The sequence below is a fragment of the Sorangium sp. So ce1014 genome, from assembly GCF_051521505.1.
Taxonomy (GTDB): Bacteria; Myxococcota_A; Polyangia; order Polyangiales; family Polyangiaceae; genus Sorangium.
The window spans coordinates 7,055,686-7,078,933 of record NZ_CP150356.1 but is presented as its reverse complement, the minus strand read 5'-3'; the positions used below and the strand labels follow the sequence as shown (position 1 = coordinate 7,078,933).

Here is a 23,248-nt window from a genome sequence, read left to right as displayed (position 1 = left end):
CTCGCTCACATCGGCGGGGGCTCGCCCCGATCCTCATCGTCCTCATCGTCGCCGCCGGCGAGGTGCTTGTCGTCAAGGGGGATCGTGATCACGAGCCGCTCCGCCGCAGATCCTCCGATCCACGCGGTGCGCTTGAGCGTCGCGGCGCGCGGTGAGCCGAGCTGGAACCGGGGCGCCTCCTCCGTGTCCACGTGGATCTCGAGCATCACGTCGTGGATGCCCGGCGTGAACGTCTCGATGATGCCGCGGACGAGCTCCTGACGCCGACCGCCAGGCAAGAACGAGAGGTACTCGTCGTAGCCGACCGGGCCGAGCACGACCTTGTAGCGGCCGGAGCCGTCGAACACGTAGCGCCCCAGGGTCAGGCTCTCGCCGAGCTGATGGTTCATCACGCCGAGCTTGTTCCTGAACGGCTTCTCGATCTTCGTCCAGTGGCCGACGAACTGCTCGATCCGCACGTCGATGCGCCCGAGCATCTCGGACAGCACCGTCTCGAGGTTCCGCGCCGAGCGCGACTTCGAGGCGAGGATCGGCGCGTAGCGGAGGAAGAAGAAGCGATCGAGCGGGGTCTGGTAGTCACGGAACCCGTCGAGCCCGACCGCGCAGAGCATCCGGCGCGAGAACGGATCGGCGCCCTGCTTGCGGTACGTGACGGGCAGCCGGTACTTGGTCCACGCGCGGTAGAGCAGCGACAGGAGCCGGTGGTGGAAGACGTCGAGGAGCTCGCGGATCGGCTGCGGCCCGCCCTGGTAGTCGGCCAGCGCGATCTGCTCGATGAAGTACGCCGGCAGCGGCGACACCGAGCCGTACAGGCCGAGGAACGTGGTCGAGACGCGCGCCCGCTGGACCGCGTCCGGTGACTTGACCACCGCGAGCTCGCTCACGTCGCTCGACGCGAAGATGAGGGACGGGTCGCCGCGCAGCCGGATGCGCTCGTCCTGCACGGGCCCGAGCTGGCCCACCGGCGGCGCGGCGGGGAAGAGCCGCTCGAGCAGGTAGACGAGGCGGTAGTACGAGAAGCGCGGCGCGGCCTCCGCGAAGCCCCGTAGCGTCGTCAGCGCGACGGGGTCGGCGGTCGCGGCACCCCTCGGCGCAGCTGCCCTCAGATCAGCGTCAGGCTGCCGCTCTTCGGGTCCCATTTGTGCACCACGCGTGTGTTCGTGCCGGTGACCGTCAGCTGCGTGAACGAGTTCAACGAGACGTAGGACCCGAGGATCTCGTTCAGGATGCTCGCGAACAGGTACATCTCCCCCTCGCCGACGAAGCCGCCCTCGTCGAGCTCGATGTCGACCGCGACGCCGCGCACCGGCGCGCCTCGGTACAGCCGGTCGGTCGGCCGCACCCGGATCGACTTGATCGCGGCCAGGCGGAGCTGGCTCGCGCGCGCGGCCTGGCGGTCGACGATCGCCTGGAAATTGTAGAGATCGACGGTCGCTCGGAGCACCTCGAGCTCGGTGATCGAGCGGTAGCTCATCGCCATGTGGGCCAGCACGCGCCACTGCAGCTCGCGCCCGATCGGCGGCGGGAGCGGCGCGGTGACGCCGGTGAGGTTGGTGAAGCTCGCGACCGCGGGGGAGGTCGCCGTGGGCACGCGCAGATCGCCGAGCTTCAGCTGCGCCGGCAGGCGGCGGTTCGTGCTCGTCGCCTCGATGCTGATCACGTCGAACTCGGGGAGCGCCCCCGCGTCCTGCGGGGAGCCGAACGAGAGGTACATGTCGATCCCGTCGCCGATCGCGGCCGGGCGGAGGTGCGCCTGGTAGAAGATCGTCCGCGCGGCGGCCTCCGGATCGAGCTCGTGCTGGAAGCTGAAGAACGAGGGGATCTCGACGCGCTGGCTCGTGCGCCTGGCGATCCCGACGACCTTGTCGATGCTGTGGATCTCGAAGGCCGCGGGCGTCGCGCCCGCCGGGCGGCAGAGGTACTCGTGCTTTGTGGCCTCGGGCTTGATCGGATCGCTCGTGTGCTCGAACAGGTTCACGACCGGCGAGCAGAACAGCCGGAGGTTCTCCCTGCCGACCCGGGTCCCCGGCGGGAGCCCGTCCTTGAACTGCAGCAGGATCGCGAACCTGTCGGAGATCCGCTCCGCCGAGAGCGCCTGGAGGCCGGTCACCTCGAAGAACGCGAATTTCTGCGGGAGCGTGAAGAACTCCTGCAGGAGCCGGAAGCCCGGGTAGACCGTCTTCGGGTACGGGATCAGCGCCTCCTCATCGGTGAAGCCGGTGAGCCGCACGGCGCGCGCCGGGAGCGACGCGATCGTCGTGTCGCGACCGGCGGCGTCCACCGCGGCGAGCGCGACGGTATCGACGTGCGCGCCGACCCAGAGGCGGAGGTCGTCCTGGAGCCTGCGCTCGCCGTGGATGTAGAAGCGGAGCGAGGAGAGCGACAGGCCCGAGAGCGCGGCCCCGCCGGTGAGACGGAGCTCGATGCGGAGCGTCTGCGCGAGCTGCGCGCCCGTGTCGACGCGCACGTCCTCCACCGCGAGCGGGACGAGCTCGACGTCCTGGGTCGTGCGGAACCGGCACGAGACGCCGTCGACCGGCACCGACCCGACCTCCGCGTGCCGGGCCACGACGAGCTTCTCGCGCACGACGTTCGGGAGCGGCGTGAACTCGATGATCGAGGTGGCCGGGATCTGACGGAGGTAGTGCGGAAAAAGCAGCGACGCGACCGAGTGGATCACCTCGGGGAGCTCGTCGTCGAGCTTCTGGCGGATCTTGCCGGTCAGGAAGGCGACGCCCTCGAGCAGGCGCTCGACGTCGGGATCGCCGCCGCGCTCGGCGAGCATGGGCGCGATCCCGGGGTAGGCGGCGGCGAACTCCCGCCCCAGATCCCGCAGGTAGGTGAGCTCGTCCTGGTAGTACTTGTTGAACATCCTCTCGCACCGCCAGTCGACCGCCTGGGCCGAAGCGTGTCAACCGCCGTGAGCCCGGCCGCGGGACAGAAGCTACGTCATCCGGACGTTGCCGCTCTGGTCGACCGCAGCGCCGAGCCGGAGCGCCTGGCGCCGGCCGTCGGGGAACTGGATCTGCGCGGTGACCTCGAACTCGAGGATCATCGACTGCAGCACCGCGTCGCTGCGCAGGTGCCGGACCTGGACGTTCTTCAGCCGCGGCTCGTAGGCCTGGATGCAGTTCTTGAGCGAGCGCTGCACCAGGCCGATCGCCTCGGGGAACTCGTGCAGCACCTCGGACACCTCCATGAGGCCGTAGTCCGGGCAGGTCAGCGAGCTGCCCTGGCGGGTGTTCAGCATGTGCCCGAGGTGCGTCAGGATGGCCGACTCGAGGTCGTGATCCCGGTAGGTGCGCCGCTCCGTCGAGTGCGGGTCGGCCGCGTGCATGATTCGGGTGAGGAGCGAGGCGCCGGCCACGGGGCGGATCGTAGCTCAGCTCGCGCCTCGAGCGGAAGCCCGGTGTTTCAGCGTGGGGCGAGCCAGTCGTCCGCCGCCGAGATGCCCCCGTCGTTCCAGATCCAGAGGACCTTCTGGTACGTGAACGCGACCTCCTCCTGCTCGGGCACGCGCGCTTGCGACGGGTTCCTCACGTTGAGCATGTGGAACTGGATGCTCGAGATGTTCGCGTTCGTGAGCTGGACCGTGAAGACCGGCTTCTCGACGCCGATCGCCGCCGACCGGTAGAACTGGAGCTCCCAGCGGGGGATGCCCTCGTTGTGGCTGAGCATGCTGAGGAGGAGCGGGGTCGAGCGATCGAGGTCCTTCGTGACGATGAAGGGCTTGTGCATCCGCTTGCCGGTCGGGCGCCCGGTCACCGGGTCGCGCGGTCCCACCAGCGAGTGGAATACCTCTGTGACCAGAATGCTACCTTCTCGCCCCTTCTGGGTGACGGAGCCCCTGACTTCCCCCTGTCTTTCGCCGACGAGTCTGAGGTAGGCGTTGAGGGGCATGCCAACATTCTGATCCTGGGACGCGGTATCGCCATGCCTGAATTCGAGCGACTTCCCGGCCAGCTCAACTCCAGGACGACAAACGCGACCGGGCGACCCGAAGGCCGCCCGGCGCGACGAGACCCGAAGCTAGGAGCTAGGGGCTACTGGTTCGGCGACTCCCAGTCGTCGTCCGCCTGGCGGGCGCCGTCGCCGTCGTCGTACGACCACTCGATCTTCTGGTACGTGAAGGAGACCTTCTCGTACTCGGGGATCTCCCGGGCGTCGGGGCGGCGGGTGTTCTCCATGTGGAAGTCGACGCTGGCGACCGTCGCGTTCGTGAGCTTGACGGTGTAGTGGTTCTGCTCCTTGCCGACGTTCTTCGACGCCGCGGTGCCGGGCGTGTAGAACTTGAGCTCCCACTCCGAGATGCTCTCGTTGTTGACCAGGGCGTTGTAAATAAGGGGGGTTGCCTTGTCGAGCTCCTTCGTGATCACGAAGGGCTTGTGCTGGCGCTTCCCGCTGGGCATCCCGGTCGCCGAGTCACGCGGGCTCACGACCGTGTGCTGCACCGCGATGATAGCGATGGTCTTCTCGCGACCCTTCTGGGTGACCGAGCCGTCGATGGGGCCCTGAGTAACACCCTTCAACTTGAGATGAGCTTGCAACGCCATGATCAAATGCCTCTTCCTTCGAGGTCTCGCCGCCTGGGCTCAGTCTACGCCCCATTGCGCGCTGGCAGACGGTTCGTCCCGTCGGGAGTAGGAGTCTAGATGCCTAGAGATAAGACTCTCATCTTATCTCTAGCCCTGTTCATCGCAGGGAGCCCAGAAGGTAACTCCCTATATGGGAGCGTCAAGACTTTTGTGTCCCAGGGCAGCGCGCGCTTTCTGATCCCGCTTCTGGTCCGTCTTCCGGTTCGGCACCTCAGTTCCTGAGGTACGCAATATTCCGTCGCTGGGCCATCGGCCATCGGCCATCGCTTCGATAAGGCGGCGCAGGGGTGTCATGCGCGTTGCGGAGGTTGTGGGCGACGTGACGACGCGCGGCCCGGCGACTCGATCCCGGCGTGAGCAAGACCGCCGACATGGAGACAAGGTGGCCTGGCCGGCCAACGTGCTGGCCGGCCAACGTGCTGGCCGGCCAACGGGGCCGGCCAGGGCGTTAGGTCGCGAACTCGCCTCGGCGAGGCCTTGCATGGTACGAAGGACGCGTGAGCATCGTTCGTTTCGGCTACGTCGTCGGCCTGGGGCTCGCCGCCACCCTCGCGGGCTGCGGATCGTACCCCGAGCAGCCGCACGGCGAGCTGCAGACACGCAAGCAGAACCCGATTCCGGTATGCACGACCCAGCTCCCGCCCGCGCGGCGCGCGGCTGGCGACAAGGCGGCCGTCCGAACCCTCGATCCCGACCAGTGGCTGGGGGTCGTCGTCCCCGGCTACAGCGAGGAGCGCGGGCTCGGGCCGACCGACGTCGACTGCACCGGCCACTACGTATTCGCCAACGAGACGCTGCGCGGCGGCATCTCCAAGTCCGGCTGGCCACGCAAGCTCGACCCGGACGCGGTCGAGGTCCGCTCCGGGCCGGAAGGGCTGCGCGCCATCTGGGTGCGCGCTCTCACGTTCGAGAACGGCGACGAGGGCGGCCTCGTCGCGCTCGTGCGCGCATCGGGCGACCGGGCGGACGTCTACGGCGTCGGCAGCTTCCGCGCGCCCGCGAAGGGGACCAAGCTGTCCCCGGTACGCCTCGGCAACGACAACCTCGTCGTCGCCGAGACGAAGAGCTGCCCGGATCCCGACGACTGCCGGCAACGGGCCCACTTCTACCTGGCGCGGCGGGGGCGGCTCATCGAGGCGGCCTCCGTCGACCTGGAGCGGACCGCGGTGGTTCCCTCCGTCACGGAGCGGGGGCTCTACGCGCGCTACGTGCTGCGCACAGACGTCTCCTACAAGCCGAACGGCATCCAGCTGCTCGAGCAGGTGCGCGTGAAGATCGTGAAGTACGACGACAGCAACCGCGACAGCGACCGCGAGCTCCGCCGTGTCGAATTCCAGCGCTTCCTCCGGGTGGAGCGGGATACGATCTTCTCGTCGAATGATCCGCTCTGGGAGCGCGTCGTCGGACAGGACTAGCTAGAACGGGAGCGGCGGCCAGGGGGCCGGAGGGGGGAGGGGGAGCGCCCGGGGGGGCGGGCGGAGGCCCGCCGGCGAGGGACGCTCGCCGGCGAGCGCAGCGGCTACCAGCAGAACAGCGCGTTGCCGTAGCCGCAGTTCGGGGGCTGGAACATCGCGTACGCGGTGCCGACGGCGAGGCCGCTCAGGAAGCCGGTGACGCCGCCGATCGCGATCTGACCGGCGTTCTCGTGCGGCCGCGTGCCGTCCGTGGCGACGCCGCGGGCGATCGTGGTCACGACCGAGGCCGTCAGGGGGAGGGCGACATGGCCGATGAAACCGCCGGCATTGAAGCGGCCTGACGAGTAACGGAACGTGTCGACAACGAAGATGCCGGTGCCCGCGCCCGTCGCCCCCCACGAGGCGAACGCGTGCGTCGACGGGCCGCCGAAGGACTCGCAGCCCGAGTCGGCCAGGGCCGTCTTCGTCGCCTCGACCTCGCAACCGGGGCGGGTCGACTCGATCGCGTCCTTGATCGGCAGGTCCACGAGCAGCGTCAGCGCGGTCATCGTCATGGCGGGCGCCAGGACCGAGAAATGCCAGCGCCCCTTCCAGCCGACCGTGGACTCGGGATCGCTGTAATAAACGCGCGGCATCAGGAAGACGACCGAGGAGCCCAGCACGAGGCTCACGTCCGAGACCGTGGCCCAGCCCTTATCGCGTTCGACCTTCGTCTGCGCAGCCGCCTCGCCCGGGGCGAGGAGGCACGCGGCGACCGCCAGACAACCTGCTGCTACGACTTTCTCCCTGATTCGCATGAACCGCGCCTCGCGTTCGGCCGCGCCACCGGCGGAGATCGGCGAGCCCGATGCGCGGCGCACCGCGCGAAGCCCAGCCGTCGAGGGGCGCTACCGTTTGTTCGGATTCCCAGAGACGGGGAAGCGGACGATGCTCCTGCCTCCCGATTCGCCGGATGACCCATCGTCCTCTGCGGCGGTCGCAGCGTACGCCCGAGAGAACTGCTCGCCAAATATTTCCCGAAACGTCTCCTTGTCCTCCCCCGAATAGTCGCCGTGGCGGCGCTCGTAGAGCTTCCAGAGCTCCTCGTACTTGCTGGAGAACAGCCCGCCTTTCTTGCCATCGCGCTCGAGCTTCTCCTCGAGCGTCTTCGGCGCGAGCTTCACGAGCAGCGACCTCACGCCCCCCATCACGCCGTTCAGGAGCGCGATCTGGTGGCTCATGACGTCGACGAAGATATCGTGGAGGTGCCGCGCGGCGTCCGGACCCCCGACCGGCGTGAGCAGGACGGTGCCGAGCTCCTTCGCGTCCTGCGCGTTCGCGACCTTGTCCGTCTCCGCAGAGCGATCGCGGGCCAGCACCTCGGCCTCGAACTCCTGGTAGCCGTCGCGCAAGCTCACGAAGCACTTCAGGAAGACGTCCATCGTGTCGCGGAGCCGCCGCGCGAAGTTGACGATGCCCGCCACGTCGTCCGGCGGCTTCGTGCCGGGCGCGAGGGCCCCCGCCAGCTCGGAGAGCGCCGCGAACGCCGCGTTCGCCGGCGCCAGCTCGCCGAGCGTGCGGTAGTCGACGCCGTAGTACTGGGAGATCTTCTGGAAGTCCCGCTCCGCAAGGACGCTCGGGTGCTCCTCGCCCAGCCGGCGCAGGTAGCTCTGGCGCGCGTCGGGCGGGAGGCGCGCGAGGTGATCCCAGATCATCCGGTAGACCGCAGCCCACGCGGTCCGGTACGCCTCCAGGTACGGGACCACCTGACGCAGGTACGGGTCCTCGCCGCCGTGAGCGGCGCGCTTCTGCGGGCTGAGCAGCGCGGAGAGGTTCTCGCCGCCCGTGCCGAGCAGCGTGCCGTCGTTCGGGCTCTCCGACTTCAGCGGCGCCTCGATGATCGCGAGCCGGATCTGGATCGGGCCGATCGTGATCTCCGGCTGGCCGCTCACGTCCACCGAGGTGTCGCGCGCCAGCCGGTGCCCGGCGAACATCGTCCCGTTGGTCGAGCCGAGATCCCGGACGAGGATCCGGCGATCGCGGACGTCCACAGCCGCATGGAACTGGGAGATGTACGGCCGGTCGATGTGAAGGTCGTTCAGCTGGTTCCTGCCGATCCGGACAGGAAAGCGCTCGAACGAAACGTCGAAAGTTTGGTTGGCCTGGGTGTCGGACACGCGGGCCGAGAGCGCCGCCGGCATGGAGGCAGACTAGCAGACCCTCTCCGCCGCACGGGAGTGCCTGACGCCCCATCCGCACCAGGCGGCCCCTCGATGCGAGGTCCACCCCGAGAGCCCGCAGCGCACGGCTCCAGCAGGCCGGTCGCTTTCTTGACCTGTTTGCCTACATGGTGCGACCTTAAACCACACATGAGCCTCGTCCATAAGATCCCTCCCATGGTCTCGGCCCTGGCGTTCGGCTACGGGGTCGGGATGGCGGCGCCCCAGGCGGCGATCTCGTCGGTCCATTCGGCGGTGTCGACCTACCAGCTGGGCGGAGCGCACACCGCGGCGCCGGTCACGGCCCTGGCCGCGGTGCCGATGGCCGCCGCGCCGGGGCCGTACGCGCCGCCGGCGCGCGGGCTCGCCGCGCCGGCGCTGCCGCCGGGGGGCGAGTCGCGGGAGCTCCTCCGGCTGCGCGACGTCGCCGGGCGCGAGGCGCGGGAGGGCGCCGCCTGCGAGCTGGATCGGCCGAGCTTCTCGCAGCCGCCGCGCACGTTCTCCGCCGAGGGCCGCACCGCCGACGACGTGGACGACCTCGACTCGGCCGGCGCCGAGGCGCTCTCGAAGCTGCAGCTGCCGGACCTCCGGCTCGCCGTGTCGCGCCGCACCCTCAAGTACGTCCGCTTCTTCACGCGCACCGACCGCGGGCGGCACATGTTCGAGACGTGGCTGAAGCGGAGCGGGCGGTACCAGGAGATGATCCAGGCCGAGCTCAGGGACAGGCGGCTGCCGGAAGATCTCATCTGGGTCTCCATGATCGAGAGCGGCTTCGACCCGAGGGCGAAATCGCCGGCGGGCGCCGTCGGGCTCTGGCAGTTCATGCCCGCCACCGGGGAGGTCTACGGGCTCCAGAAGACGCGGCACCTCGACCAGCGGAAGAACCCGCGCCTCGCCACGCAGGCCGCGGCCCACCACCTGCGCGATCTGTACATGCGCTTCGGCAGCTGGGATCTCGCGCTCGCGGCCTACAACATGGGCTATGAGCAGCTGCTCGACCGCATCGATCGCTACGGTACGTCCGACTTCAACGAGCTGGCACGCCAGGAGGCGATCCCCTCGGAGACGGCCGCCTACGTGCCGAAGATCGGGGCGGCGGCGATCGTGGCGAACAACCTGGAGCGGTTCGGGTTCGATCAGGTCGAGGTGAACCGGCCGGTCGACGCCGCCGAGATCGCGGCGCCCCCGGGGACGCCGCTCAAGACGCTGGCGAAGGCGGCGGGCGTCGCGACGTCGACGCTCCGGACGCTGAACCCCGACATCCTGGGGGACCGCGTGCCGCCGGGGCGGGGGGACTTCATCGTGATGCTCCCGCCGGATACGCTCGCGCGGGCGCAGGCGGCCCTGCCCGCGATGCTCTCCGCGGAGCAGCTCGCCCCCGAAGACGCGTCGGTCCTCGATCCGGTCGACCTGCTCGGCGGACGCGACTTCAGGCCGCGGCGGGGGGGCAGCGAGGACGAGAGCCTGCTCTCGCTCCTCCCGAAGCCCAAGCGGAAGCGGGCGGTGGACACGGTCGACGACGACGACCGACCCGGGACCAGCAAGCGGCGCTCGATGCGCGACCCCGTGGCCTCGCTCGACGTCGACGCGGAGCGCCCGTCCGACGACGACGCGGAGTACGCCCCGCGGCGATCGCAGGCCCCGCGCGGCCTGGCGGCGAGGCCCGCGCGTGAGGTGATGCTCTACCGCGTCGGGCCCGGCGATACGCTGATCGGCGTGGCGCGGCAGTTCGTCATAGACGTCGAGGACGTCGCGCGCGATAACAGGATTGATCCGGACCAGAAGCTCCGCGTCGGCGCCCTGTTGAAGCTGCGGATACGGCCCGACATGGTGGACCGCATCGCCTCGAGCGAGGCGCTCGTCGCGCACGCAAAGGACGACAAGGCCCAGGACGCCGCGGCGCCGGCGTCGCGTGGCGCGGCGCCGCGCGGAGAGGCCGCCCGCGGCGGGGCCAAGCCGCTCGCGCGGGAGCGCGGAGAGGCCGGCGGAGCCGAGGGCCGCGCCCCCGAGGCCGCGGAGAAGAAGCCCAAGGGGCGAGGCTGACGACGGCGCTTTCGGACGAGGGCGCGCCTCGGTTAGCATGCCTCGCATGCAGCTCGTCGACACCAAGGCCATCGTCAAGCGACTCACAAAGAACTGCACTTCAGCCCTCGAGGCGGCGATTGGCCAGTGTGTCAACGCGCGCCACTACGAGGTCACGCTCGAGCACCTGCTCCTCGCGCTGCTCGATGACGCGAACTCCGACATCGCGTTTCTCGTATCCCACTATGATCTCGACCCGTCGCACCTCCGCGCCGCGCTCCAGCGCAGCCTGGAAGAGCTAAGGAAGGGCAACGCCGGGAGGCCCGTGCTCTCGCCGACGATGCTCGAGTGGATGCAGGACGCCTATCTCGTCGGATCCATGGAGTACGGCTACCAGCGGGTGCGGAGCGGCGTGCTCTTCCAGCGCCTCGTCCAGCAGCCGACCCGGTACTCGGTGAGCGGCATCGGCGCTTACCTCGAGGGCATCTCCAAAGACGATCTCAAGACCAACCTCTCCAAGATCGTCTCCGGCTCGAAGGAAGAGGCCGAGGCCGCCGCGGCGTCCGCGGGCGCGCCCGGGGCGGGGAAGCTGCCGGCAGGGATGGCGAGCGCCGGAGCCGACTCGGCCCTGGCGAAGTTCTGCATCGACTACACGGGGAAGGCGCGCGCGGGGCAGATCGATCCGATCTTCGGCCGCGAGCGGGAGATCCGGCAGGTGATCGATATCCTCGCGCGGCGGCGCAAGAATAACCCGATCATCGTCGGCGACGCGGGCGTCGGGAAGACGGCGCTCGTCGAGGGGCTCGCGCTGCTCATCGTCGAGAGCACGCCGGAGAACCCGAAGGTCCCGCCGCTCCTGCAAGGGGTCGACATCCTCGGGCTCGACATGGGGCTGCTCCAGGCAGGCGCCGGCGTGAAGGGCGAGTTCGAGAACCGGATGAAGCAGGTGATCGCCGAGGTGAAGGGGTCGTCGAAGCCGATCATCCTCTTCATCGACGAGGCGCACACGCTGATCGGCGCGGGCGGCCAGCAGGGCGGCGGCGACGCGGCCAACCTGCTCAAGCCGGCGCTCGCCCGCGGCGAGCTCCGGACGATCGCGGCCACGACGTGGAGCGAATACAAGAAGTACATCGAGAAGGACGCGGCGCTGGAGCGGCGCTTCCAGCCCGTCAAGGTCGACGAGCCGAGCGAGCCGGCGGCCGTCGTGATGCTCCGCGGGCTCCGGCCGAAGTTCGAGCAGGCCCACAACGTCGTCATCCAGGACGAGGCGGTGACCGCCGCCGTGCGGCTCTCGGCGCGCTACCTGACCGGCCGGCAGCTGCCGGACAAGGCGGTCGACCTGCTCGACACCTGCTCGGCCCGGGTGAAGGTCGCGCTGCAGCAGCGCCCCGCCGCGGTCGAGGACGCCGAGATCCTCATCGTGAACACCGAGACCGAGCTCGCGGCGCTCGAGCGCGACCGGGACAAGGGCGTGCACATCGACGGCGAGCGGGTCGCCCAGCTCAAGGACAGGCTCGCCAAGGCGAAGACCGAGCTCGAGACGGTGCGCGCCGCCTACGCGAAGGAGACGGCCGGCACGCAGCGGGTCATCGACGCCCGCAAGAAGATGGACGAGGCGAAGACGAGCGAGGAGCGGGACGCCGCGCGCCGCGAGGTGGTGAAGGCCCTCGACGAGCTCAAGCAGAGCCAGGGCGAGGTGCCGCTGATCCGGCCGGACGTCGACGAGGCCATGGTCGCGAGCGTCGTGGCGGCGTGGACGGGCATCCCCGTCGGCAAGATGGTCCAGGACGACGTGAAGGCGCTCCTCGAGATGGAGGGCCGGCTGACCCGGCGGATCAAGGGGCAGACGAACGGCATCGTGACCATCTCCAAGGAGCTCCGGAGCGCGCGGGCGGGCCTGAAGCCGCTGAGCACGCCGCAAGGCGTGTTCCTGCTCGTCGGGCCGAGCGGCGTCGGCAAGACGGAGACCGCGCTCGGGATCGCCGACCTCATGTTCGGCGGCGAGCGGATGATGACGGTCATCAACATGTCCGAGTTCCAGGAGAAGCACACCGTCTCCCGGCTCATCGGCTCGCCCCCCGGCTACGTCGGCTACGGCGAGGGCGGCATGCTCACCGAGGCCGTGCGCCAGCGGCCCTACACGGTCGTGCTCCTCGACGAGGTCGAGAAGGCCGATCCCGACGTGCTGAACCTGTTCTACCAGGTGTTCGACAAGGGCATGCTCAGCGACGGCGAGGGGCGGCTCGTCGACTTCAAGAACACGGTCATCATCCTGACGAGCAACCTCGCGACCGACAAGATCACGAACATGACGATCGCGGCGCGCGAGGAGGACCCGGCGCGGCAGCTCGACGCGGACGGCGGGTTCATCAAGGAGATCGTCGAGGCCATCAAGCCGACGCTCTCCGCGCACTTCAAGCCGGCGCTGCTCGCCCGCATGACGACGGTGCCGTACCTGCCGATCTCGCCCGACGCGCTCGGCGAGATCACGCGGCTCAAGCTCGACGCGCTCGTCGACCGCCTGCGCAAGAGCCAGCGGATCGAGGCGTCGTACTCGAACGCGCTCGTCGAGACGATCGCGGCGCGCTGCACCGAGGTCGACACGGGGGCGCGCAACATCGATCACATCCTCCGGGCGTCGCTCCTGCCGCAGCTCTCGGTCGCCGTGCTGGAGAAGATGGCGGAGGGGGCGCTCCCCAAGCGGGTCCAGATCGGGGTCGACGCCGAGAAGAACTTCACGGTCTCGTTCTCGGACTGAACGACGCGCGCCGCGGATCGCCGCCAGCTCGGGAGGTGCCTCGAAAGGCCGCGAGAGAGAGAGTTTGTGAACCCCAGAGGCGCAGCTCCTGCGCCCCTCCTGCGCGCCCATGTTGGTGTCCTGCGTTGCGTTCGAACGTCGCCTGCGCAAGCCTCGGCGGCCTCCTGCGCAAGCCTCGGCGGCCTCCTGCGCACCCTTTTCGGGTTGCTGCATGCGCGAGACGACTCCGCCCAAGCGCGCGCCGTCCCGGGGAGCAGACGGCAGGGTGGGTAGACGGCGTGCGCGGCCTCGGGCGCGGCGCCGGCCCTGAAGCCTCCGGTCCCCGTGCCCTGACAGCACCGCAATCCGCCACGGTTGCTCCGAAAGTTGCACGGCCGCCGCGACTCCGCATACAACCCTGAGGCATGGTCGCGCTCGAAACGCTCCTCCTGGCTTCGGCGGCGGCCGGGGATCCGCGCTTGCCCCACCCATCACGGGAGCGGACGGCGTGCCCGGCCGGATCCCGCCGCACGCCGCCGTCTCCCGCCAGACCGCGCGCGGGCCGCGTCGCCGCCGGCGCCGCCGCGGCCTTGCTCGCCGCGTCGCTCGGCGTCGCCCTGCCGGCCGCGGTCTCGGGCTGCACGTCCGCCGCGCCGCCGCCGGCGGCCCCCGAGCCGTGCGACGTGCAGATCGTGACGCTGTCGATCTACGCGTCCGACAACATCAACCCCAACGAGAACGGGAACCCGAGGCCCGTCGTCGTGCGGCTCTACCAGCTGAAGAGCAGCGCGCGCATGGAGAACGCGACGTACGATCAGATCCTGCTCCGGGACAAGGAGACGCTCGAGGACGACCTCGCCAAGGTCGACGAGGTCGAGGTCTTCCCGAACGACCTCGTCGAGGTGAAGTTCGAGCGCCTGCCGGACGCGAGCCACCTCGTCGGCGCCGCCCTGTTCCACAGCCCGAAGGGCAGCAGCTGGAAGACGTTCTACGAGTTCCCGCTCCCGCCCGGAGAGGCCCAGTGCGGCGGGCGCGAGACCGACGCGGGGCCGCCCGTGGCCGACCCGCGGGTCGCGTTCTTCATCGACTCGACAAAGATCGACAACGGGGTCGAGTTCGACGAATCGATGTTCCCCAACGCGAGCGCCGTCCGCCGGCTCAGCCTGCCGAAGAAGGTGGCCGCGCCGGAGGCGCCAGCCGCTCGGGGGAAGTAGCGGCCATGGCGCGCCCCGATCGTCCTCGATGCTGTGCTCGCGCGGTCGCAGGACAAGCGCGCGGCGCGAAAGCTGGACCCGCGCGCGGGGCCTCGACGCCGCGCGCGTCCAGCTTTCGCGCCGCGCTGCGCAGCACATCTGATAGAAGTGGACGGGCGACATGATCCACCCGCGTAAGCCTGTCTGGACCGAGGGGCTCTTCATGACCCCTCAGCATCTGCAGCAGTCGGACCAGTACCACGAGACGCTGCTCCACGCGCGCCTCCACGCGGTCGTGGGCTACGACTGGGGCATCTCGGCCGCGCAGTTCGATGAGCGCGCGCTCTCCTCCGGGCAGTTCAAGGTGGTCAAATGCCACGGCATCTTCCCCGACGGGACGCCGTTCTTCATCGGCGATCGCGGCGAGGATCAGGTCGAGGCGCGGCCGCTCGAGGGCGCCTTCCCGGCCGCGCTGGAGGCGCTCGACGTCTACCTCGGTATCCCGAACCTGCGCGAGACCGCCGCGAACATCAGCCTCGACCCTACGAAGGCGGGGCCGGCCCAGCGCTTCGTGGCGGCCCAGACGACGGTGCCGGACGTGAACTCCGGGCGCAACGACACGTCGGTCACCTGGGCGCGCACCAACCTGCGGCTCATCTTCGGCACCGAGCCGCGCGACGCCTACCAGACCGTGCGCGTCGCGCAGCTCGTCCGCGACCGCTCCGGCGCCATCGTCCTCCGGAAGAGCTTCATCCCGTCGGTCCTCCGCATCAACACGTCCGACCACATGATGTCGGGCCTCCGGCGGGTGCTCTCGGCCCTGGTCGGCAAGCAGAAGTCGCTCGTCGAGGGGCGGCGCATGCGCACCGCGGCCTCGGTCGACTTCCAGGCCTCCGACCTCACGAAGTTCTGGCTGCTCCACACCGTGAACTCGTACATCCCGGTCGTGTCGCACCTCGTCGATCACGGCCGCGCGCACCCGGAGCAGTGCTTCGTCGTCCTCGGCTCGCTCATCGGCGAGCTCTGCACCTTCTCGGCGGCGGACAGCGACCCGACGACGCTCCCGAAGTTCAACTACCTCGAGCTGGAGGGCGTCTTCGACCCGATGTTCGACCGGGCGGTCACGCTCATCAGCGGGCTCGCCACGGATCAGTTCGTCATCGTGCCGCTGGAGAAGCGCGAGGACGGCATGTACCTCGGCAGGTTCGAGGACCCGAAGCTGCCGCGCAACCACGAGATGTTCCTCGAGGCGAAGGGGGCGGACGAGGGCACGCTGCGCGAGCGGCTCCCGCGCCTGCTCAAGATCGGCTCGTGGACGCAGATCGGGCACATCTTGGGCTCCGCGACGCCCGGCGTGGCCGTCGCCATCGAGTACCGGCCGCCGGGCGCCATCCCGATCAGGCCGGGGCTCGTCTACCTCCGCGTCAATCAGACCGGCGATTACTGGAACGACATCCTCGGCTCTGGCACGATCGCCATCTACCAGCCGATCGAACCGCAGAAGATCGACCTCCGGTTGATCGCGGTCCCGGCGGCGAAGTGACCGTGCCAGGCCGTCCCTTCGGGGTGAGGAGCCCATGAGCCTCTCGCAGACGATGTACTTTGTTTGCTCCGACGTGCTGTCGCTGATCCTGCAGCTCAGGAACTCGCGCGACCTGCCGGCGCCGGACATCCTCCAGCGGCGCGTCCTCGGCCTGTTCGACACGATGATGCAGAACGGGCGAGAGGCCCGCATCCCCGAGCAGGACATGATCGACGCGAAGTTCGCGCTCGCGGCCTTCGCCGACGAGGTGATCTTCAACTCGAACTGGCCCGGCAGGACGCAGTGGCTCCAGAACCCGCTGCAGTTCCAGTTCTTCCAGCTGAACACGGCCGGCGACGGGTTCTTCACGAACCTCGACAACCTCTACGGCCAGCGCGGCAGAAACCACGTCGCGCAAATCTACTTCCTGTGCTTGGCCCTCGGCTTCCAGGGGAAATACCGTATCCGGCAGCAGGAGGGCCTCGGCGCGGTCATCGAGGGGGTGGGCAACTACGTCGCCGTCGCCGAGGGGGGCGGGGACGTCCTCGCGCCGAACGCGGAGCGCAAGGACGGGGGCGCCGGCGCGGTGCGCCGCGAGCTGCCCTTTCTGGCGATCGCGCTCGGCCTGCTCGTGCTGGCCGTCCTCGTGGTCATCGTGCTCCGGCTCGTCGTGGCCTCGGACGCGGAGGGCGTGGCCGACCAGATCAAGAAGCTGATCAGTACAGGGACCTAGGCGGCTCCGCCCGTTCTCTGCTGTTTCCGAGGGAGACTTCCGATGTGGCTGTGGATCCTGAGCGCCCTGTTCCTCACCGCCGTGTGGGGAGTGTGGTTCATGCTGCGCCCCGCGGCAGGGGAGGGGGCCGAGGCGTTGCCGATCGAGATCCCGATCGCGGCGACGGTGGCCGTCCTCGCGCTGCTCGTCGGGCTCGCGGTCTACCGGCGTATCCGGGCCGCGCGGGCGGCGCGGGCGCTCGAGAAGGCGATCGCGCAGCAGGCGCAGGAGCAGGTGATCAACGCGAAGCCGGAGCGGCGCGCGGAGATCCAGGAGCTGAGCCGGCAGATGCAGGAGGGCATCGCCGCGCTCAAGACCTCGAAGCTCGGCGGGGGCAAGCGGGGCGCCGACGCGCTCTACGTCCTGCCCTGGTACGTGATGGTCGGCCCGCCCGGCGCCGGCAAGACCACCGCGCTCCGGCACTCGGGGCTCGTGTTCCCGTACATCGATCCCGAGCGCACCGGCGTGCGCGGCGTCGGCGGCACAAGGAACTGCGAGTGGTGGTTCACGAACGAGGCGATCCTCCTCGACACCGCCGGCCGGTACACGACCGAGAGCGACGACCACGACGAGTGGATGGCGTTCCTCGAGCTCCTGCTCCAGTACCGCGAGCACAAGCCGCTGAACGGGATCATCGTCGCGGTGAGCATGAGCGAGCTGCTCGACGCGAGCGACGACCAGATCGACCAGACCGGCAAGAAGATCCGCGCGCGCATCGACGAGATGCAGCAGACGCTGCACATGGTCCTGCCGGTCTACGTGCTCTTCACGAAGACCGACCTGGTGGCGGGCTTCACCGAGTACTTCGGCGACCTGAAGAAGAGCGAGCGCGCCCAGCCCTGGGGCGCCACCGTGCGGCTCGACGAGAACAAGTCCGAGCCCGGGAAGATCTTCGACCGCGAGTTCGACGTGCTCGTCGAGCGGCTCCACTCGCGCCTGACGAAGCGGCTCATCGTCGAGCGGAACCGCGACGTGAAGGAGAAGAGCTACCAGTTCCCGCTCGAGTTCGCGGCGGTGAAGCGCAACCTGGCGGACTTCATCGGGGCGGCGTTCGCGCCCGGGGCCGGCGCGGCGCCGACGCCGATCCTGCGCGGGTTCTACTTCACGAGCGGCGTCCAGGAGGGGCGGCCGCTCGACCGCGTGGTCGGGGCGATGGGGCGGGCGTTCGGGCTGCGCACGGGGCTCGGCGAGGACGAGGAGGAGGCCGCGCTCCCGAAGGAGTCGAAGAGCTTCTTCCTGCACGACGTCTTCACCGGCGTCGTCTTCCCCGATCAGGATCTCGCGGCGCGCACCGAGGCCGAGCTCCGGCGGCGCCGGATGCAGCGGATCCTCGTGGCGGCGGCGGCGGCGCTCGTCGCCCTCCTGTTCCTGCTCCCGGCGCTGATCTCGTACTTCAACAACAAGGCGCTCGTCGCCGAGACGAGGCGCATCTCGGACGAGATCGCGTTCGTGGACTGGTCTGGGCGGAGCGGCGCGCCGCCGAACGTGCCCGCGAACATCGACAAGCTCGACCGGCTGCAGGGGCACGTGGGGCTGCTCGATCGGTACGTCGAGAACACGCCCCTCGACCACGGCTGGTTCATGTTCCAGGGGGACAAGCTCTTCCCCCCGACGATGGGGCAGTACATCAAGAGCCTGAAGCAGGGGTTCGTGGGCCCGGCGAAGGCGCAGCTCGAGGCGAAGCTCGAGCGGGTGCGCGACGGGGAGTTCCTCGACGGCTACAACGCCCTGCGGAGCTACCTCCTGCTCGGCAAGGAGTACCAGGGCCACATGGATGAGCAGGCGGCGAGGTGGCAGACCGGCCGGCTCGTCCAGGTCTGGGCCGACATCCTGAAGCCCCTCACCGATCTGCCCGAGAGCGACCTCAAGGAGCGGCTCACGCCGCACGTCGCCTATTACATCGACCTCGTGAAGCGCAAGAAGCTCGAGGCCGAGGAGCTGAACGAGCCCCTCATCGCCAGGGCGCGCGCCGACCTGCTCCGGGTCGACCCGACGAAGCGCTACTACGACCAGTTCGTGACGCGGCTGATCGACCAGAAGTACGACGAGTCGGGGCCGAACACGCCGGAGAACCTGAAGTACCCGCCGGTGTCCCTGAACGAGATGTTCGCGGACCGGCCCGAGGTGCTGACCGTCATCCACAGCGCCCAGAAGAACCGGGCCGGGACCTGGTTCGAGGTGCAGGGGCCCTACACGGCCAAGGGGCACGCGCAGGTGATCGAGTCGCTCAAGGAGGGGAGGAAGGAGCTCGAGCGCGAACTCTGGGTGCTCCCCCTGTCGAGCGACGAGAAGCGGACGGGCGACCAGATCCAGAAGGAGCTCGACCGCGTCCGGCAGGACTACGACAACGCGTACATCTCGCAGTGGGAGGCGTTCTTCCGCGACATCCAGGTCGACATCCCGCAGACGAACCGCGAGGCGATCCACGAGTTCCGGGTCCTCTCCACGCCCGACTGGCCCTACCGGCGGCTGCTCCAGCGCCTGTCGAACGAGACGCAGTTCAAGGAAGAGAAGCCGAGCGCGCTGACCGCGGACGGCGGGCTGATCGACCAGGCCAAGAACATGATCCAGCAGAAGGTCGACCAGCGGACGGGCGCGCGGCTCGACCAGATCCTCCCGGGGGGCAACCGGCGCGAGCACTACGATCCGGTGCCCGACAAGTTCGAGTCGATGGCGAGCTTCGGCGCGCCGCCGCCCGCGCCCGAAGGGCAGCCGCCGCCCGCGCCCAAGCTCAACCCGTACATCGGCCACCTCGAGCGGCTCGCGGGCGAGATGAGCGTCGTCGAGGACGGGCCGCCGGACACGGACACCTCGCGGGCCACCGAGGCGTTCCAGGACGCGGTGAAAGAGACCCAGGGGCTCCTGCTCTCGATGGACCAGACCGGGCAGCGGCTGATGGAGCCGCTCCTCATGAACCCCCTGCGGCAGGCGTACAAGGCGGTCGTGCGGCGCGCCGGCGGCGCGGCGAGCGGGATCTGGGAGGTCGAGGTCTGGCCGCACTACCGCGACAAGATCAAGGACCGCTACCCGTTCAACCTCGCCTCCTCACGCGACGCCTCGCTCGAGGACGCGATGGCCTTCTTCAAGCCGAAGGAGGGGGTGCTCTGGGGCTTCTACGAGACGTACCTCAAGGGCTTCCACTACCAGGTCGGGCACGAGTACTTCCCGAAGTCGCACCTGTCGGGGCAGCCGCAGGCCGCGAAGCCGTTCACGCCGTTCAACGCGAACCTGTACAACTGCCTGCGGCGCTCGGACGAGATCTCCGACGCGCTGTTCGGCAGCAGCGGCGGCGCGGAGCCCAAGGTCGTCTTCCACATCAACATGAAGACGGTCAGCCCCATCGTGAGCGAGGTGGTCTTCGAGGTCGACGGCCAGAAGAGGCTCTATCGCAACGAGAAGGAGTTCTGGCACACCTTCAACTGGCCCGGGGAAGGCGCGAAGGGCGCGCGGATCCAGGTGCGCGGTGCAGGCGGGCTCGACGAGGAGCTCGTGCGCGAAGGGCCGTGGGGGATCTTCCGGCTGTTCGAGGCCGGGACCACGACCGCACAGAGAGACAACGACGCGCTCTTCACGGTGACCTGGCAGATGACCGCTCCGCCGGTGACCGTCACCATGGAGATCCGGCCGACGCGGGGGAACCATCCGTTCCCGATGAGCTTCTTCCGGGCGACCAACTGCCCGGCCAGCATCGGTGATCGCTTCGGGAAAGGGTGAGCCGAGCAGCCACGGGGCCAGCGGGGGAGGGCGGAGAGGGGGGAAGGCGGAGAGGGGGGGAGGGCGGAGAGCGGGGATCGCCGGGGTCGAGCCTCGAGGCTGTCGTCCTGGACCCGCCCGCTCCCGCCGCGATCGGGGAGCAACCGGGGCGCAACCGGGAAGGTTGTAGCGTTCGGTGAGCGGTTCGTGGTTCACTCCGAGGCCGTCATGTTCTGGCGCCGCAAGAAGGGCTCTGCCGCTCCGCCGCAGATCGGCTGCTTCGGCAAGCTGCCCGCCACGGGCGATTTCATCCGGCTGAACGCCGGTGGAGAAGAGCTCGCCGCCTTCGATCGATGGCTGGGCGCGTCCATCGATTTCGCCCGGCGCGCCATGAGCCCCCATTTCGAGGCGTACTACCAGCCAGCGCTGGGCCTCTTCGTCTTCCACGGCGACCCGAAGGGTGACGAGCCGCCCACCCGCGGGCTCGTGGGCGCCTGGGCCGCCAGCGGCGACAACGCCGGCCGGCTCTACCCGATCGTCGTGTTCGGCTCGTACGACTACGACCAGCTCGTCTCCGCCGGGCCGTCGCTCCCCATCACCCTGTTCCCGCTCCTCGCCGCCGCCCACGACGCCGCGACGAACGGCCGGAACCTGCCCGTCGACGCCTTCCTCCACCGCGTCTCCCAGATCGCTCCGCCGTCGCTCGACGACCCGGACGCGTCGAACGCCGCTTACCGCGCATGGCTGAAGACCCAGCCGATGAAGGCGCTCTGGGACGCCGGCTTCGGCACCGACGCAAGCCGCTTCTGGGTGATGCAGAACATCCTCGACTCGGTGACGCCGTTCCGCGGCCAGGAGCTCCCCAAGACAGGGCTCGCGCTCAGGCTGCCGCTCGGCGCCGGAGACGCCTACGCCGCCGCCGTGTGGATGGACATGACCCTCCGCCTGTCGAAATGGGGACGCACGCTGATGAACGCGTTCTGGACGCCCCAGCGCACCTTGCTCCTCCACCTCGGTCCCCCCCACATGGGGTCGTTCCGCGAGATGATCGCGCCCACCACCCAGGCCGAGCACATCGCCGACCTCTGCGGACCCCCGCCGGTTGAAGAGCACGTTTCCCGACATGCGCTCGGGCCGGAGCTCGATGCCCTCGTCGCGCGGACCGACCTGTCGCTCGACAGCTTCCTGGAAGCCCTCGGCTGAGCCCGTGCCCGAGCCCACGACACCTGACCCGCCGCATGCGCCGCCGCTCCGGTTCGCCGTCGCCGCCGTCGCCGTCCGATTCGCCGTCCGATTCGTCGTCCGATTCGCCGTCCGCACCCGGGACGTCTTGATATCCTGCGCGCCCCATGGCCGCTGAAGACGCCATCCAGCAATCGAAAGCGCGGATCGAGGCGCTGTTCGCCCCCATCGACGGCGGCGTCGGCGCCGACGTCACCTACGACGGGGCATTCGAGGCCCTCAAGAACGAGGTCGACAAGCTCCAGTCGCTCGCGGGCGGCAAGGTCGACTGGGCGCGCATCGCGACAGGCGCCGACGAGATCCTGAGCGAGAAGTCCAAGGACTTCCGCGTCGCGCTCTACTACGCGGCGGCGAAGGCGCAGCTCGACAAGCTCCCCGGCCTGCTCGACGGGCTCGTGCTCGTGCAGGAGCTGAGCAGCGCGTTCTGGGACACGATGTACCCCGCGATCCGGCGGCCCAAGGCGCGCGGCAACCTGTGCGCCTGGTTCGGCGACATCGCGGTAGCAGCGCTCAGCGGCCTCACGCCCTCCGCCGCGGACCGCGACGTGGTGAACGCCCTCGACCAGGTGAGCCGCGCCGTGGACTCCGACCTCAGCACCAGGCTCGGCGAGGCCTACGGCGGGTTCGGCTCGCTCCGGAACGCGGTCCGCAGCCTCGTCGCAAGCCTCCCCGCAGAGGCGCCGCCGCCGCCTCCGCCGCCGCCCCCGCCCCCGCCGCCGAAGGCCGCCGAGGCGGTGCTGGTCCAGGCGCCGGCGGCCACCGCGGTGGTCGTCGCCCCGCCGCCGGCCCCGCCGCCGGTCGTCGGCACGGCCGACCCGGCGCTCAGCCTCGAGGCGATCGTCGACGAGGACTCCGCGCTCACCGCCCTCGGCCGCTGCGCGCCGCTCATCGCGCGCGCGGGCGACGCGCTCCGGTCGGCGGATCCGAAGCGCGCGGCCGCGTACCGCATCCTCCGCGTCGGGCTCTGGGTCGACCTCCTCGACGATCCGGGGGCCGCGTCCCAGACCGGCACCACCGCGATCCCGCCGCCGCCCGAGCACGTGCTGCGGACGCTCCCGGCGCTGACGAGCCAGGGGGCGTTCGCCGACCTGCTGCCGATCGCCGACGAGTACGCGCAGAACTACCCCCTCTGGCTCGATCCGCATCGGTTCGCGGCGAACGCGCTCGAGCAGCTCGGCGACGACCACGCCGAGGCCCGGCGGGCCGTGCTCGTCGAGGTGGGCGCCCTGATGCTCCGCGCGCCGCTCCTGCCGACCCTCAAGTTCAACGACGGCACGCCGTTCGCGGACGCCGAGACGCAGACCTGGCTCTCGACCGAGGTGGCCGCCGCCCTCGGCGGCTCGGGAGGCAACGGCGCCGGGGCCGCGGCGAGGCCGCGGAGCTACCTCGACAAGCCGCTCTCCGACGCCCGCGGGCTCGTGGCGAACGAGCAGCCCGTCGACGCGATGGCGCTCCTCGAGAAGGCCGCGGCCGCCGCGCCGTCGGCGCTGGACCGCTTCCGCGTGAGGCTCGCGATGGCGCAGATCAGCATCGATCTGTCCCAGTTCCTCGTGGCGCGCGCGCAGCTCGAGGCGCTGGAGCAGATCGTCGACCACCACCGACTCGCCACCTGGCAGCCGGATCTCTGCGCCGAGCTCTACGCCGCGCTCCACACATGCTACCGCGCCCTGAACCAGGGCTACGACGCCACCCCCGAGGCCAAGGCGAAGGAGGCGCTCTGCTTCGAGCGCGTCTGCCAGCTCGACGCTGCGCTCGCCCTGAAGCTCTCCCTGGGAGCCTGAGTGGGGCCTGCGTGGGGCGCCGCCGTGGAGGCCCCACGGAGACGCCCGACAAAAGCGGATGCGCGACGCGCCGAGAAG

16 protein-coding genes are annotated in these 23,248 nt (G+C 69.8%); 9 read left to right on the top strand and 7 right to left on the bottom strand.

Going from position 1 to position 23,248, the window contains the following annotated elements; translation table 11 throughout:
* Positions 1-5: 5 nt before the first annotated feature.
* The 5 genes from tssG to WME75_RS26645 all read right to left on the bottom strand — a co-directional run bounded on the left by tssG (position 6) and on the right by WME75_RS26645 (position 4,553).
* Positions 6-1,139, bottom strand: a complete 1,134-nt coding sequence (tssG, locus tag WME75_RS26665) for a type VI secretion system baseplate subunit TssG (RefSeq protein ID WP_437476533.1) — start codon at positions 1,137-1,139, stop codon at positions 6-8.
* Entirely contained in the window at positions 1,103-2,872 is a 1,770-nt protein-coding gene (tssF, locus tag WME75_RS26660) for a type VI secretion system baseplate subunit TssF (RefSeq protein WP_437476530.1), read from the bottom strand. Before tssF ends, tssG begins: the two co-directional genes overlap by 37 nt.
* A 72-nt stretch (positions 2,873-2,944) precedes the next feature.
* On the bottom strand, positions 2,945-3,367 hold the full coding sequence (gene tssE / locus WME75_RS26655; protein ID WP_437476527.1) for a type VI secretion system baseplate subunit TssE: 423 nt from the start codon (positions 3,365-3,367) through the stop codon (positions 2,945-2,947).
* A gap of 47 nt (positions 3,368-3,414) precedes the next feature.
* Positions 3,415-3,900 carry a type VI secretion system tube protein TssD gene (gene tssD, locus WME75_RS26650; RefSeq protein ID WP_437476525.1) on the bottom strand — a complete coding sequence of 162 codons (486 nt, stop codon included), beginning with the start codon at positions 3,898-3,900 and terminating at the stop codon, positions 3,415-3,417.
* Positions 3,901-4,043: 143 nt separating this feature from the next.
* Positions 4,044-4,553 (bottom strand): Hcp family type VI secretion system effector, encoded by a 510-nt coding sequence (locus WME75_RS26645; RefSeq protein ID WP_437476523.1) that lies wholly within the window; start codon positions 4,551-4,553, stop codon positions 4,044-4,046.
* 539 nt (positions 4,554-5,092) lie between these two features.
* Here WME75_RS26645 and WME75_RS26640 point away from each other — a divergent pair.
* The gene (locus tag WME75_RS26640) at positions 5,093-6,010 is read left to right on the top strand and encodes a hypothetical protein (RefSeq protein WP_437476520.1); all 918 of its coding nucleotides are present in this window, start codon (positions 5,093-5,095) and stop codon (positions 6,008-6,010) included.
* 104 nt (positions 6,011-6,114) lie between these two features.
* On the opposite strand, the gene WME75_RS26635 is transcribed toward WME75_RS26640, so the two are convergent.
* Positions 6,115-6,807: a hypothetical protein gene (locus WME75_RS26635; protein ID WP_437476518.1), complete on the bottom strand. Its 693-nt coding sequence runs from the start codon at positions 6,805-6,807 to the stop codon at positions 6,115-6,117.
* 90 nt (positions 6,808-6,897) lie between these two features.
* On the bottom strand, positions 6,898-8,190 hold the full coding sequence (locus WME75_RS26630; RefSeq protein WP_437476515.1) for a type VI secretion system-associated FHA domain protein: 1,293 nt from the start codon (positions 8,188-8,190) through the stop codon (positions 6,898-6,900).
* 195 nt (positions 8,191-8,385) lie between these two features.
* Between WME75_RS26630 and WME75_RS26625 the strand changes: the two genes are divergently transcribed.
* The 8 genes from WME75_RS26625 (at position 8,386) to tssA (ending at position 23,170) form a co-directional block, all read left to right on the top strand.
* Positions 8,386-10,251, top strand: a complete 1,866-nt coding sequence (locus WME75_RS26625; RefSeq protein ID WP_437476513.1) for a transglycosylase SLT domain-containing protein — start codon at positions 8,386-8,388, stop codon at positions 10,249-10,251.
* Positions 10,252-10,288: 37 nt separating this feature from the next.
* Entirely contained in the window at positions 10,289-12,988 is a 2,700-nt protein-coding gene (gene tssH / locus WME75_RS26620; protein ID WP_437476510.1) for a type VI secretion system ATPase TssH, read from the top strand.
* A 404-nt stretch (positions 12,989-13,392) separates the two neighbouring features.
* Entirely contained in the window at positions 13,393-14,181 is a 789-nt protein-coding gene (tssJ, locus tag WME75_RS26615; protein ID WP_437476507.1) for a type VI secretion system lipoprotein TssJ, read from the top strand.
* A gap of 160 nt (positions 14,182-14,341) precedes the next feature.
* The gene (tssK, locus tag WME75_RS26610; protein WP_437476504.1) at positions 14,342-15,703 is read left to right on the top strand and encodes a type VI secretion system baseplate subunit TssK; all 1,362 of its coding nucleotides are present in this window, start codon (positions 14,342-14,344) and stop codon (positions 15,701-15,703) included.
* Between the two features lie 34 nt (positions 15,704-15,737).
* A complete protein-coding gene (locus WME75_RS26605) occupies positions 15,738-16,415 on the top strand; it encodes a DotU family type IV/VI secretion system protein (protein WP_437476501.1) in 678 nt (225 codons plus the stop codon).
* 42 nt (positions 16,416-16,457) lie between these two features.
* On the top strand, positions 16,458-20,168 hold the full coding sequence (tssM, locus tag WME75_RS26600) for a type VI secretion system membrane subunit TssM (RefSeq protein WP_437476498.1): 3,711 nt from the start codon (positions 16,458-16,460) through the stop codon (positions 20,166-20,168).
* A 207-nt stretch (positions 20,169-20,375) separates the two neighbouring features.
* Positions 20,376-21,350 (top strand): type VI secretion system-associated protein TagF, encoded by a 975-nt coding sequence (gene tagF / locus WME75_RS26595; RefSeq protein ID WP_437476495.1) that lies wholly within the window; start codon positions 20,376-20,378, stop codon positions 21,348-21,350.
* A gap of 146 nt (positions 21,351-21,496) precedes the next feature.
* Positions 21,497-23,170, top strand: coding sequence for a type VI secretion system protein TssA (tssA, locus tag WME75_RS26590; protein WP_437476492.1), 1,674 nt, complete (start codon positions 21,497-21,499; stop codon positions 23,168-23,170).
* Positions 23,171-23,248 lie beyond the last annotated feature (78 nt).

Excerpts from the sequence above, each read along its gene's own strand:
- tssD (WP_437476525.1), bottom strand. The coding sequence starts at position 3,900 with ATGCCCCTCAACGCCTACCTCAGACTCGTCGGCGAAAGACAGGGGGAA.
- tssH (WP_437476510.1), top strand. The coding sequence starts at position 10,289 with ATGCCTCGCATGCAGCTCGTCGACACCAAGGCCATCGTCAAGCGACTC.
- tagF (WP_437476495.1), top strand. The coding sequence starts at position 20,376 with ATGTTCTGGCGCCGCAAGAAGGGCTCTGCCGCTCCGCCGCAGATCGGC.
- WME75_RS26625 (WP_437476513.1), top strand. The coding sequence starts at position 8,386 with ATGGTCTCGGCCCTGGCGTTCGGCTACGGGGTCGGGATGGCGGCGCCC.
- WME75_RS26645 (WP_437476523.1), bottom strand. The coding sequence starts at position 4,553 with ATGGCGTTGCAAGCTCATCTCAAGTTGAAGGGTGTTACTCAGGGCCCC.
- tssF (WP_437476530.1), bottom strand. The coding sequence starts at position 2,872 with ATGTTCAACAAGTACTACCAGGACGAGCTCACCTACCTGCGGGATCTG.
- tssG (WP_437476533.1), bottom strand. The coding sequence starts at position 1,139 with ATGGGACCCGAAGAGCGGCAGCCTGACGCTGATCTGAGGGCAGCTGCG.
- tssK (WP_437476504.1), top strand. The coding sequence starts at position 14,342 with ATGATCCACCCGCGTAAGCCTGTCTGGACCGAGGGGCTCTTCATGACC.
- tssJ (WP_437476507.1), top strand. The coding sequence starts at position 13,393 with ATGGTCGCGCTCGAAACGCTCCTCCTGGCTTCGGCGGCGGCCGGGGAT.
- WME75_RS26630 (WP_437476515.1), bottom strand. The coding sequence starts at position 8,190 with ATGCCGGCGGCGCTCTCGGCCCGCGTGTCCGACACCCAGGCCAACCAA.
- WME75_RS26635 (WP_437476518.1), bottom strand. The coding sequence starts at position 6,807 with ATGCGAATCAGGGAGAAAGTCGTAGCAGCAGGTTGTCTGGCGGTCGCC.
- WME75_RS26605 (WP_437476501.1), top strand. The coding sequence starts at position 15,738 with ATGAGCCTCTCGCAGACGATGTACTTTGTTTGCTCCGACGTGCTGTCG.
- tssA (WP_437476492.1), top strand. The coding sequence starts at position 21,497 with ATGGCCGCTGAAGACGCCATCCAGCAATCGAAAGCGCGGATCGAGGCG.
- tssM (WP_437476498.1), top strand. The coding sequence starts at position 16,458 with ATGTGGCTGTGGATCCTGAGCGCCCTGTTCCTCACCGCCGTGTGGGGA.